This window comes from Variovorax sp. W1I1, from assembly GCF_030815625.1.
GTDB classification, from domain to species: Bacteria; Pseudomonadota; Gammaproteobacteria; order Burkholderiales; family Burkholderiaceae_C; genus Variovorax; species Variovorax paradoxus_C.
Map to the genome: position 1 here is coordinate 3,773,796 of NZ_JAUSWZ010000001.1, position 12,590 is coordinate 3,786,385.

10 protein-coding genes are annotated in these 12,590 nt (G+C 66.7%); 3 read left to right on the forward strand and 7 right to left on the reverse strand.

What is annotated here, in order from left to right:
* The first annotated feature begins 22 nt into the window (after positions 1–22).
* A complete protein-coding gene (locus tag QFZ83_RS17605; RefSeq protein ID WP_013540663.1) occupies positions 23–793 on the forward strand; it encodes a DeoR/GlpR family DNA-binding transcription regulator in 771 nt (256 codons plus the stop codon).
* A 24-nt stretch (positions 794–817) separates the two neighbouring features.
* Entirely contained in the window at positions 818–2,317 is a 1,500-nt protein-coding gene (glpK, locus tag QFZ83_RS17610; protein WP_307508537.1) for a glycerol kinase GlpK, read from the forward strand.
* A gap of 13 nt (positions 2,318–2,330) precedes the next feature.
* Here glpK and QFZ83_RS17615 read toward each other — a convergent pair whose 3' ends face one another.
* Positions 2,331–2,795 (reverse strand): SH3 domain-containing protein, encoded by a 465-nt coding sequence (locus tag QFZ83_RS17615; RefSeq protein ID WP_307508540.1) that lies wholly within the window; start codon positions 2,793–2,795, stop codon positions 2,331–2,333.
* 225 nt (positions 2,796–3,020) lie between these two features.
* On the opposite strand from QFZ83_RS17615, the gene QFZ83_RS17620 reads away from it, so the two are divergent.
* Entirely contained in the window at positions 3,021–4,688 is a 1,668-nt protein-coding gene (locus QFZ83_RS17620; protein ID WP_307508542.1) for a phosphoethanolamine transferase, read from the forward strand.
* A gap of 55 nt (positions 4,689–4,743) precedes the next feature.
* On the opposite strand, the gene QFZ83_RS17625 is transcribed toward QFZ83_RS17620, so the two are convergent.
* The 6 genes from QFZ83_RS17625 to QFZ83_RS17650 form a co-directional block, all read right to left on the reverse strand.
* On the reverse strand, positions 4,744–5,391 hold the full coding sequence (locus QFZ83_RS17625; RefSeq protein WP_307508544.1) for a hypothetical protein: 648 nt from the start codon (positions 5,389–5,391) through the stop codon (positions 4,744–4,746).
* A 14-nt stretch (positions 5,392–5,405) separates the two neighbouring features.
* Positions 5,406–6,344, reverse strand: coding sequence for a hypothetical protein (locus tag QFZ83_RS17630; RefSeq protein ID WP_306877409.1), 939 nt, complete (start codon positions 6,342–6,344; stop codon positions 5,406–5,408).
* Between the two features lie 139 nt (positions 6,345–6,483).
* Positions 6,484–7,440 (reverse strand): alpha-E domain-containing protein, encoded by a 957-nt coding sequence (locus QFZ83_RS17635; RefSeq protein ID WP_013540657.1) that lies wholly within the window; start codon positions 7,438–7,440, stop codon positions 6,484–6,486.
* Between the two features lie 29 nt (positions 7,441–7,469).
* Positions 7,470–8,984 (reverse strand): circularly permuted type 2 ATP-grasp protein, encoded by a 1,515-nt coding sequence (locus QFZ83_RS17640; protein ID WP_307508545.1) that lies wholly within the window; start codon positions 8,982–8,984, stop codon positions 7,470–7,472.
* Between the two features lie 106 nt (positions 8,985–9,090).
* On the reverse strand, positions 9,091–9,918 hold the full coding sequence (locus QFZ83_RS17645) for an oxepin-CoA hydrolase, alternative type (RefSeq protein WP_307508547.1): 828 nt from the start codon (positions 9,916–9,918) through the stop codon (positions 9,091–9,093).
* 200 nt (positions 9,919–10,118) lie between these two features.
* Positions 10,119–12,446 (reverse strand): DNA internalization-related competence protein ComEC/Rec2, encoded by a 2,328-nt coding sequence (locus QFZ83_RS17650; protein WP_373457529.1) that lies wholly within the window; start codon positions 12,444–12,446, stop codon positions 10,119–10,121.
* Positions 12,447–12,590: the final 144 nt, after the last annotated feature.

A 12,590-nucleotide genomic window follows, 5' to 3' on the forward strand; every position in this document is an offset into this window, starting at 1 on the left:
TTACGCACTCCACGACGCTTTTGTGAATTCCAACCCGCGCCAGATCAACCTCCTGGACACCGTGCGCACGCGCGGCTCCGTCACCGTCGAGCAACTCGCCGACATGCTGGGCGTGACCCTGCAGACCGTGCGGCGCGACGTGCAGCGGCTGGCCGACGAGGGGCTGCTCACGCGCTTTCATGGCGGCGTGCGCATGCCGAGTTCGACCACCGAGAACATCGGCTACCAGCAGCGCGAAACCCTGAATGCCGAAGGCAAGGCGCGCATCGCGCAGCGCGTGGCCGAGCTGGTGCCCAACGACTGCTCGCTGATCCTGAACATCGGCACCACCACCGAGGCCATCGCCAAGGCGCTGATGCGCCACACGGGCCTGCGCGTGATCACCAACAACCTGAACGTGGCGACCATCCTGAGCGGCAACAGCTCGTGCGAGGTGATCGTGGCCGGCGGCTCGGTGCGTGCGCGCGACCGCGCCATCGTGGGCGAGGCCACCATCGATTTCATCCGCCAGTTCAAGGTGGACATCGCGCTCATCGGCGTTTCGAGCATCGAGGCCGACGGGTCGCTGCGCGACTTCGACCTGCGCGAGGTGAAGGTCGCGCAGACCATCATTGCGCAGGCGCGCGAGGTGTGGCTCGCGGCGGATGCGAGCAAGTTCAACCGGCCGGCGATGATCCAACTGGGCACGCTCTCGCAGATCGACCGGTTGTTCACCGACGCCGCGCCGCCCGCGCCCTTCGCCGACCTGCTGCATGCGGCGCAGGTGCGCCTCGAAATCGCGCGCGGCCACTAGAAGACAAGCAACGAGATTCGAAGAATGACGACCACCTACCTCCTCGCCCTCGACCAGGGCACCTCCAGCTCCCGCAGCATCGTCTTCGACCGCGAAGGCCACATCGTCGCGATCGCGCAGAAGGAGCTCACCCAGATCTACCCGCAGCCCGGCTGGGTCGAGCACGATCCGATGGAAATCTGGCGCAGCCAGCTCGCCACAGCGCGCGAAGTGCTCGCGAAGGCGAAGCTCAAGCCCACCGACATCCACGCCATCGGCATCACCAACCAGCGCGAGACCACGGTGCTGTGGAACCGCAAGACCGGCCAGCCGGTGCATCACGCCATCGTCTGGCAGGACCGCCGCGCCGAGCCCTTGTGCGCGCAGTTGCGCGACGAAGGCATGACGGACACGATCCGCGAGAAGACCGGCCTTGTGATCGACGCGTACTTCTCCGGCACCAAGCTGCGCTGGCTGCTCGACAACGTGCCCGGCGCCCGCGCCGAGGCCGAGCGCGGCGAGCTGGCCTTCGGCACCGTCGACAGCTGGCTCATGTGGCAGCTCACCGGCGGCAAGGTGCATGTGACCGACGTGAGCAACGCCTCGCGCACCATGCTCTTCAACGTGCACACGAACGAGTGGGACTCCGACCTGCTGGCCGCGCTGAAGATTCCGGCCGCGCTGTTGCCCAAGGTGCAGCCTTCGAGCTCGCACTTCGTCGACACCGATGCCGCGCTGCTCGGCCACAGCCTGCCCGTGGGCGGCGTGGCGGGCGACCAGCAGAGTGCCCTCTTCGGCCAGGCCTGCTTCGAGGCCGGCATGGCCAAGAACACCTATGGCACCGGCTGCTTTTTGCTGATGCACACGGGCGCCGCATTCCAGCCCTCGCACAACGGCTTGCTCGTGACGAGCGCCGCGCAGGTCGATGCGACGCCGCAGTACGCGATGGAAGGCAGCGTGTTCGTCGGCGGCGCCGTCGTGCAGTGGCTGCGCGACGGGCTCAAGGCGATCAAGGGCAGCGCGGAAGTGCAGTCATTGGCCGAGAGCGTGCCCGATGCGGGCGGCGTGATGATGGTGCCGGCCTTCACCGGCCTCGGCGCGCCCTACTGGGATGCCGATGCGCGCGGCACGATCACCGGGCTCACGCGCGGCACGACCGTCGCGCACATCGCGCGCGCCGCGCTGGAAAGCATCGCCTACCAGAGCGCCGCGCTGCTGCAGGCCATGAGCCGCGATGCGGTGGCCGCCGGCGGCAAGCCGGTCGCCGAGCTGCGCGTGGACGGCGGCGCGAGCGTCAACGACTTGCTGATGCAGTTTCAGGCGGACCTGCTGGGCATTCCGGTGGTGCGGCCCGAAGTCATCGAGACCACCGCGCTCGGTGCCGCATACCTCGCGGGGTTGGCGACCGGCGTCTACACCGATGCGCGCCAACTCTCGAAGCTCTGGAAGGTGGAGCGGCGCTTCCTGCCGACCATGGGCCGCGCGCAGGCCGAGGAATCGATGGCGCGCTGGGAGCGCGCCGTGCGGCAGGCCACTGCCACCTGAAGCGCCTTGCCGGCTACCAGCCCCAGACCAGGCGCCGCGCCACCCATCCGGTGCCGCCGCCTTCGTGCGTGACCTTGACCCAGTCGCCGCGGCGTTGCAGGGTTCGCAGCACATCGCCGTAGGCTGCGCGGCGCACGACCGGGCTGCGCGTATTCGGCGACTTGCGCAGCACGACCGCCTTCGCCTTCACCACGTGATGCGGCGTCTTGCTTGTCATCGGACGGTAAATCCAGGCCTTGTCGTTCTCGAAATCGCTGACATGCAGCCAGTTGCCCTTGCGGCCGATGACGCGGAACGGATAGCCCTTGCTCACGGTCCAGTGGGATTCGTAGCGCTGGCCGGGGCCGGTGCGCATGTTCAGTGTGCCGACCGCGGCGCTGACCATCTGTCTTTGGGGTGCGGCCGACGCGGAAGGCAAGGCCATCCAGGCGAGGGCGAAGGCAAGCAGGAGCGCGGGCAGGCGACTGAATCTGGACATGGAGAGAGGGTTCCTTTCTAGGAGGATCGGGAGTTTCCGGCGAGGTCGAGCCTTGCCGGGCGAGCCCGTCTGGGACCATCGAGCGAGATAAGTTCCGTGAGGGATATCCCCGACTCATCCCCGACTCGCGGCTGCCATGGCCCCCTCGGGCATCGGGACACTGGGCCTTGCAGCGCATGCGCGGACGCAGAATCCGCACGCCGTCGACTCGCCTCGCTGACCCGTTTGACTTCTTCCCCTTCTGACACGCCCGCCCTGCGGGACGCATCCCGCCACAGCGCCCTGCTCGCCTGCGGCGTGGTCGGCGCCACCTTGCTTGCGCTGATCGCGCTCGGCCACGACGGCCGCCGCATCGCCCAGCTCGCGGTGCTCGCCTCGCCGATGGTGCTGTGGCTTGCATGGCCGTTGCGCAGCGTGCGCATGCAGCGCCTGCGCACGCTGCTCGTGTGGCTCTGGGCCATGGGCTTTGCGCTCGACGCCGCGGTGCGCGCCTACCTGCTCGACACCTACCAGGCCGCGCCCGACGGCGCGATGGTGCTCGGCGCCGCGGCCAACACCAATGCGCGCGAGAGCACGGAATACCTGTGGATGCATTGGCGCTCCGCGGTCATCTGGTCAGGCGCGCTCGTGGTGGCCGGCGTGCTCGTGGGCATGTTCGCGCGGCGCGGCGCGGCCTTCGATGCGGGTGCGTCTTCGGTGCGCGCGCCGCGGTCGCCCTTCTGGGTCCGATCGCTGGTGCTCGTTCTCTTGCTGGTCGCCTGCATGGCCTATGCGAGCAAGCCGTGGCGCCGGCTGCATCCTGCGATCTTCTGGGCTGGCTGGTCGCAGTCGGTGCACGCGCAGCGCGCCGCCTGGGTCGGTCAGGAGAAGGTGCGCGACCGCTTGATGGCGCAGGCGAAGGCCATCGCCCCCGTCGCGTTACGGGCTGGCCCGTCGACGGTGGTGCTGGTCATCACCGACAGCATCAACCGCGACAACATGGCGCTCTACGGCTACGGCCGCCCGACCACGCCGCGCCTCCTGGCGCACAAGGCACAGGCCGGCGAGCAGATGGCGGTGCTGAAGAACGCGTGGTCGGTGGACGCGAGCACCCTGCCCGCGCTGCGAAACATGTTCCATTTCGGCCTGCCCGAGAAGGAGAACCCGCCGCACCTTCTGGCACTGGCGCGCGCCGCCGGCTACAAGGTCTGGTGGATCAGCAACCACGACGACCTCGCCATCGAGCAGCAGCATGCGCGTCTGGCCGACGTGGTGGACATGGTCAACCGCACGCCGGGCCGCGCCAGCGCCTCGCTGGACGGCGAGATCCTCGACTGCGTGCAGGAGGCCTTTGCGGACACGAGCACCGACCGCAAACTCATCGTCGTGCATCTGATGGGCGCGCACCCGCACTACAGCCTGCGCTTTCCCGAGAATGCCAATCCCTTCGACGACGACGTCGATGCGGTCGAGAACGGCCTCGTGAAGGACGGCCGCTCGGCCTGGGTGCGCCGCTTTCGCCAGGAGTACGACGCGGCGCTGCTGTATCACGACTTCGTGGTGTCCGAGCTTTTGCAGCAGACGCGCAGCGCGGGCAAACCGGGCGAGGACCGCGCCTGGATGTATTTGTCGGACCACGGCCAGGAGGTCGGCCACGGCAGCGATCGCGCGGGCCACAGCCCGTCGACCGCTTCGGGCTACCGCATTCCGACGGTCATCTGGCGCAACCGGGAGCCGCTGCCGAACGCCGCCGCGCAGCAGCAGCCCTTTCGCGCGGACTGGACCGGGTGGGCGCTGATGGACCTGCTCAAGATCCAGTGGAGCGGGCAGGTGCCGGAGCGCAATGTGCTGGGCGATGCCTACCGTTGGCAGGCGCCGCAGATCCCGGTGGCCGTCGAGTCGTTTTCACGCTAGCGACGCCGCAGATTTGCCATCTGTCCGCGCTTGCCTGCCTGCCTGCCTGTGGCTTCTACTTCCTGTTGACGATTTCCTCTGGCCCGGAATAGGTGTACGACTCGACCTTCTGTCCCTTGCACAGTGACTGCAGGTCGCGCGCAACGGCTGGCAGAAGGTTGTTCAAGCCGTAGTTAAGCGTGGTCACGTATTCCGAGTCCGCGCCCCACATGTTCGATTTGTCGCCGTGGGCGCGGTAGTACTTCTCTTGAAGCACGCCGTTGCGGTCGATGAACTGGGCCTTGAGTGCGACCATGCTGAAAATCTTGACGCTCAGGTGCCATGTGTAGGCACGGGTCAGGCTGGTCTTGACCGTAATGCCCGTGGCCGGTGGCTCCAGGCTTTTGGTTTCATCGACCACGTAACCGTAGTCCTTGAGCGCGCCAAGGCCATCGGCCACCCAGCGGCTGACGCCACCGGCCAGGAGTGCGCCGCTTCCCGACTGCCCGATGGTTTCCTTGTTCTGCCGAGCGTCTTCCGTGAGCACGATGTGGACCGGGCAAGTGCTCCTGTAGGGTTCGAGTGCGAAGGTTTCGCGCGCGCCCCGGTCGTACTTCATGTCGATCTTCGCACCGTAGTCGGTGGTCGTTGCCGAGGCAGAAGACGTGACGACGAAGAACAGTACAGCGGCAATGCGCAGGCCAGCGGAGGCATTCTTTTTCATGTTTTCACCTGCAGTCATTTAGCGGCAGCCGTGCTCGTGCTTGCGGCTGCACTCGCGGAAGTGCTTGTCCTCGGCAGCGAGTAGAGCTTCTGGTCGCTTGCAAGCAGGATCGCGCGGGTGTCGCCGTTCTTCACGACCTGACCCTTCAGCTTCGTAGTGATCACGCCATTGTTGAAGGAGAACTCTTCGAGATTTCCTCCCTTGGCCGCAGGCTCCGCCGCCACGTCGAGATCGATCATGGCCATGCGCAAGGTCTCTGTGATCGACTCGCGCATGGCGCTGCGAAACAGCTCCGCGTTCTGCGCTCCCCAGAGGTCCAGCGATTTCCTGCCGCCCGTGCCGACGGATTGCGATTGAAAGTACAGCACGCTGCGCTGAATCGGGGTGTTCATCCCGCCTGCCGCACTGGGGCTGTCCGAGCGGGCCCACATCGACACCTGCGACTCCGAATCGAAGTTCCGGAAATCCGCCGTCAATGAATAGCGCGGATAGATCAGCAACAAGGCCTGGCCCGGCGGAAGCTGGTTGCGCAGCTTGGCAAGGATGTCCATGTTCAGGGCGCGTGGTGTGGTCGTGACCGTCGCCACCTTGATCTGATAGTTGGCCAGCTCGCTGCGGATCGCTTCGTTGAACTCCTTGCGGTAGTCGACGTCCTCGATCACGGTATAGAAGGAACCAAGCGCCTGCTGGGACTCCTTGACGCGGCTGTTGGCGATCGATGCATCGATCATGGCGCCGATCAACCCTCCACCCGAAGCTGCGCCGGCATTGGGCGCGTGGACTGCGGCGATCACCTCGTCCTGCACCACGACAACATGGGCCGCAAGCGCCGTGATCTTGCTTCTGTCTTCGGGCTTCAGTCCAATTCGCATGGGCATCGCACAAGCGCCCAGCATCGTCGTCACGCAAAACAACATGAAAACGCGCAGCAGGCGCGTCGATGGCAATCGCATTGAATCCTCCCTTTGTTCACCCAAATGTAATAAGGATGATACGGAGGCACTTCAAATTTCCAACACTGGTGAAACTACCTGTGCCGCGGCGTTCCGCCGTCGGCACAGGAAACCTCCACGCCGGACGGCTTGGCTCTGCTCAATGCGCCGGGACGAGGAAGTCCTGGCTGATGCGCCCGCCGAGTTCGTTCACCCGGTCGAGGAACTGCGTGAGGTACGCATGCAGCCCCGTCGCAAGAATCTCATCGACCCGTGCGTACTGCAGGTCGGCCAGCAGCTTGCCGGCGCGGCGCTGCGTCTCGGCGCTCTGCTCGTTCTGCACCTTGGCGAGGTTGCTCACCACTTCGGCCAGGCTGGCATGCAACGAGCGCGGCATGTCGGCGCGAAGGATCAGCAGTTCGGCCACGCGCTCGGGCTTGATCACGTCGCGGTACACCTTGCGGTAGACCTCGAAGGCCGAGACGCTGCGCAGGATCGCGCTCCAGTGATAGAAGTCGTACTCCTGGTCTTCCTCGGTGGCGGCGCCGAAGAACTCGCTGTTCAGCGCATGGAACTTCACGTCCACCAGCCGCGCGGTGTTGTCGGCGCGTTCGAGGAACGTGCCCAGGCGCGAGAAGTAGAAGGCCTCGTCCTGCAGCATGGTGCCCAGCGTCACGCCTCGCGAGAGGTGCGAGCGGAACTTGACCCATTCGAAGAACTGGCCCGGGTCGCGCTCGAAGTCGCCCTGGCGCAGCATGCGGTTCACTTCGAGCCAGGTCGTGTTCTGCGTTTCCCACGCTTCGGTGGTGAGCGCGCCGCGCACGGCACGCGCGTTCTCGCGCGCGGCCTTGAGGCAAGAGACGATCGATGAGGCATTGCTCTCGTCCTTGACCATGAACTCCATCACCTCGTTGGGCGTGATCTGCTCGTACTTCTTGTTGTAGAGCGGCAGCAGTTCGCTGATGGACAGCACGCCCTGCCAGCCGTACTTGGCCACTTCGGCCGACTGCGGAAGCAGCGAGGTCTGGTAGTTGACGTCGAGCATGCGCGCGGTGTTCTCGGCGCGCTCGGTGTAGCGGGACATCCAGTAGAGATGATCGGCGGTGCGTGAAAGCATCGTTTGTTCTCCTAAATTCTTGCTTGCACTCAGGCCGATGCCGATGGGCTCTGCGACTGGGATTGGGATTGGGACTGTGATTGCGTCTTGGGCGCGCGCTCGGCTTCAAGGATCCAGGTGTCCTTGGTGCCGCCGCCCTGCGAGGAGTTGACCACCAGCGAACCTTCCTTCAGCGCCACGCGCGTGAGGCCGCCGGGCACCATCTGCACTTCCTTGCCCGAGAGCACGAAGGGCCGCAGGTCGATGTGGCGCGGTGCGATGCCGGCATCCACGAAGGTCGGCGAGGTCGACAGGCTCAGCGTGGGCTGCGCGATGTAGCCATCGGGCTTGGCGATGACTGCCTTCTTGAAGTCCTCGATCTCGGCCTGCGTGGCGGCCGGGCCGATCAGCATGCCGTAGCCGCCCGCGCCGTGCACTTCCTTCACGACCAGGTCCTTCATGTTGTCGAGCGTGTACTGCAGCTCGTCCTTGTTGCGGCACATGTAGGTGGGCACGTTCTTCAGGATCGGCTTTTCGCCGAGATAGAACTCGATCATCTTGGGCACGTAGGGGTAGATCGACTTGTCGTCGGCCACGCCGGTGCCCACTGCATTGCAGATCACGACGTTGCCCGCGCTGTAGGCACGCATGAGGCCGGCCGTGCCGAGCGTGGAGGTGGAGCGGAACACGTCGGGGTCGAGGAAGTCGTCGTCCACGCGGCGGTAGATGACGTCGACGCGCTTCGGGCCGCGCGTGGTGCGCATGTAGACGAAGTCGTCCTTGACGAACAGGTCCTGCCCCTCGACCAGCTCGATGCCCATCTGCTGCGCGAGGAACGCGTGCTCGAAGTAGGCGCTGTTGTACATGCCGGGCGTGAGCACCACCACCGTGGGCTCGGCCGTGGCGGGCGGCGCGCTGGCACGCAGGGTTTCGAGCAGCAGGTCGGGGTAGTGGGCGACCGGTGCGATGCGGTTCTGGTTGAACAGCTCGGGAAAGAGCCGCATCATCATCTTGCGGTTCTCCAGCATGTAGCTCACGCCGCTGGGCACCCGCAGGTTGTCTTCGAGCACGTAGTACTCGCCGTTGCCCTGTGCGTCGGGCGCTCGCACGATGTCGATGCCGGCGATGTTCGAGTAGACGTTGTGCGGCACGTTGACGCCCATCATCTCGGGGCGGAACTGCGCGTTGTTCAGGATCTGCTCGGCCGGAATGATGCCGGCCTTGATGATTTCCTGGTCGTGGTAGACGTCGTGCAGGAAGCGGTTGAGCGCGGTGACCCGCTGCACCAGCCCCTTTTCCATGCTGTCCCACTCGTGGGCGGGAATGATCCGCGGCAGCAGGTCGAATGGAATGAGCCGCTCGGTGCCCGAGCCGTCCTCATCCTTGGCGCCATACACCGCGAAGGTGATGCCGACCCGGCGGAATATCAGTTCCGCCTCTTCGCGCCGCGATCGCATCACCTCGCCGGGTTGCTTCGCAAGCCATTGGTCGTAGCGCTTGTAGTGCTGTCGGATTGCAGCCCCCGTATAGGGCAACTGCTCATACATCTCATCGAATTTGTGCATGGAACGACCAATCTCCTTGTTCCATAGCTTAGCAAGTTCAAGGCCAGTAGAACCCCTTATGCGAAGCCGAAAGGCTTGTGAAAGGCCGGAATCGCTCGCCCCGGTGCTATCCCTTCTTGCGGGCTGCGAGGAATTCCTTGATCCGCTTGCCGCTTTCGTCGCTGTAGAGGCTCTCGACGAGCACGCCGCGCTCGGCGTCGAGTTGTTCGCGGCGGCTGCGCCCGCGGGCCGAATGGACCAGTTCCTTGATGCGCGCCTGCACATCGAACGGGCCTTGTGCGAGCTTCTGCGCCCAGGCGAGCGCGGCGGCGTACGCGGTACCCCGCGGCACGATGCGGTTCACCACGCCCCAGTCGTGCAGCCGCCGGGCGTGCTGGACCGAGCCGCCCAGCAGGATCTCGATCACCGCCTGCGGCGGCAGCGAGCGCGCCAGCGAATCGGTGCCGCCGCCATCGATCGACAGGCCGAAGTTGACGTTGGACATCACGAACTCCGCATCCTCGGCCGCAACGATCAGGTCGCAGGCCAGGCAGAGCGAAAAGCCGCTGCCCGCCGCCGTGCCCTCCACCGCGGCGATCACGGGCTGGGGCGCTTCCTGCATTGCCATGACCCATTCGTTCAGGGCGTCGGAGTGCGCCATCTGCTCGGCCTGCGGGAGCTTGCGCTGCCGCACGAGCCGCCGCAGGTCGCCGCCGACGCAGAAATGCTCGCCCTCCCCGGTCAGCACGATGGCGCGCACGGTGCGAAAGCCGGAAGTGGCGCGTATCGCCTTGGCGGCGGCGCGGTAGATCGATGGATTGACGGTGTTGCGCGCCGCAGGGTTGCTGATGGTCAGCACGAGCACCGCCCCCTCGCGGTGCATCTGGAGTTTGGCGGCGGGCGCTGAAGAAGCCGCTCCGGCGCTGGTCATGGCAGGTACGGCGGCGGACGTCATGACGCCTGCCTGCCAATGAATCCGCGCTGAAGCTTGTCTCTGCCGTGCATGGCGCTCCCTCCGTGTTGTTTCCGGACGATACAACGCATCAGGCGCCTCAAAGCGCGACGTGGCAACCAGCCAGCGACCCTTCATTTAACAATTTATTCACGATTTTGAAGAGTTCTCCGGTGCGGCTCGACCGACGCGTCGGCGTGTTTTCAAGGTACGCGGTGGTGCCAGTAGCGGGCACGGTGCTCGCGCTCACAGGCCAACTCGGTGGGCCGCTCGCTGACCCAGTGCGCCGCGCCGCAGCGCGCGCTTTCCACCAAGCGCACGCCCCGCTCCGTGTAACGCGCGACCACCTCCCCGGCGGGGTGCCCGAAGCGGTTGCGATAACCCGCCTGGACCAGCCCGATGCGCGGGCGCACCGCATCGAGCAGCGCCTCGCTCGACGACGTCTTGCTGCCGTGGTGCGGCACCAGCAGCACGTCGGCCCTCAGGTGCGCCTCGGCCGTTCGCGCGACCAGCGCAGCCTCCTGCAGCCGCTCGACGTCGCCGGCCAGCAGCACCGTCGCACGGCCGTTGCCGATGCGCAGCACGCACGAGACGGCATTGGGCCGGGTGAAGCTGCGGTAGTCGGTATCGAAGGGATGCAGCACCTCGAAGCTCACCCCGTCCCAGGTCCAGCGCTGGCCCGCTTCGCACCGCTGCGTCGGGCGCAGCGCCTGCAGCGGATGGGTGGCTTCGATCGAACTGAGCAACGCGGCCTGCGGCTGCATCGCGAGCACCGCGGGCGCGCCGCCGGTGTGGTCGGTGTCGCGGTGGCTCAGCACCAGCATGTCGAGCCGTTCGTCGAAGGCGCGCAGCAGCGGCACGAGCACGCGGTGGCCGGCATCGCTCTCCAGGCTGTAGCGCGGTCCCGTGTCGTAGAGCAGGCTGTGCGTGGCGGTGCGGACCAGCACCGCGTTGCCCTGTCCGATGTCGGTCGCGAGCAGTTCGAATTCGCCGGACGCGGGCCGCGGCATCTGCCACAGCAGCACGGGCAAGAGCAGCGGCAGGCCGAGCGCACGCATCGACCAGGGCAGGTGCATCGCGAGCAACGCGCCGCCCGCCACGCCGCAGGCGGCCATCCACCACGGTGGCGCGGCCATCGAGAGCGTTGCGAAAGGCAGCCCCGCCAACCACTGCAGCAGGGCGGCGAGCGCCTGCACGGCCCCGGCCGCAACGTCCCACAGCGGCGCCACGACCGCGCCCCCCATGGCCAGCGGCGTGACCACGAGCGTGACCCACGGAATCGCGATGGCGTTGGCCAGCAGGCCGACCAGCGACACCTGCTGGAACAGCAGCAGGCTCAACGGCGTGAGCGCAAGCGTGATCACCCATTGCTCGCGGAAGAACAGGAAGAGCCGGCTCGCGGCGGTTGGGTTTCTCTCGCCCGCGTCCGTCGAATCGGTGGCGAAAAGCACGCCCACCGCCACGAAGCTGAGCCAGAAGCCCGCCTGCATCAGCGCCCAGGGATCGAGCGCCACCACCACCGCAGCGGTCAACAGCCAGACATGCGGCCACGGCCAGCGCCGGCCGGTCAGGCGCAGCAAGGCGATGGTGGCGAGCATCCACACGGTGCGCTGCGCGGGCACGCCCCAGCCGCTGAAGAGCGCATAGAGCGTGGCGAGCAGCACGCCGCCGATCAAAGCCGCCTGCGGCACGGGCAGCCGCAGCATCAAGCGGCCGCTGCGCCGCCACAGCGCGCCGACGACGTGCGCCGCGAGCCAGGCGAACATCGTGATGTGCAGGCCCGAGATCGACATCAGGTGCGCCACGCCGGTCGCCCTGAACACATCCCAGCCGGCACGGTCGATGGCACGCTGGTCGCCGGTGACCAGCGCGGCGATCACACCAGCCTGATTGCGGTCGGCCACGCGCTCGAACACGGCGTCGCGCACGGCCTCCCGTGCGCGCTCGATGGGGTGCCGCCATGTGCTCGCCACATACGCCGGCGCGGCATCTCGCGTGCCGGTCCTCACATAGCCATTCGCATGCACGCCCTGCTCCCACAGCCAGAGCTCGCTGTCGAAGCCATGCGGATTGAGATTGCCGTGCGGCGCCCTGAGCCGCGCCGTGAGCTGCCATCGCTCGCCGGCATGCAGTTCGCCGACGACGGCTGAGGAAGTTGCCCGCCCCTCGACGGCATGCCCCCAGATCCCGGTGTTCTCGCCATACCAGCCCAGCGCGATGCGCGCTGGCACTGTGGGTGACGCGTCGTTGCGGGCATCGGCCCATCGAACGGATTCGACATCGAGATGAAACCGCGTTCCGGTCTCGTTGCGTTGCGGCATCTGCGAGACCACGCCGGTCACGCGCAGGTCGCGCCCCTCGAACGACGGATCGAGGGCGCCGTCCGCATAGGCGACGGCACGCCAGCCCGCGAGCCCCGCGCCAGCCGTCGCGCCGCAAACCAGCGCAGCGACCAGCAGCAGCGGCCCGAAAGCACGCCGCCACCACAGTCCCGCCGCGCCTGCGAACAGCAGGGCCACATAGACGCCCATCGCCCACAACGCAGGCTGATGAAGCTGCAACGCCGCACCGGCCAGCGACCCCGCCAACGCCACAAACGCCCACGACCCACCCCTGCCGGACGCACGCGACGGCGTCAGCACACAACCTCACGACACATGATGCAAACCCTCCCC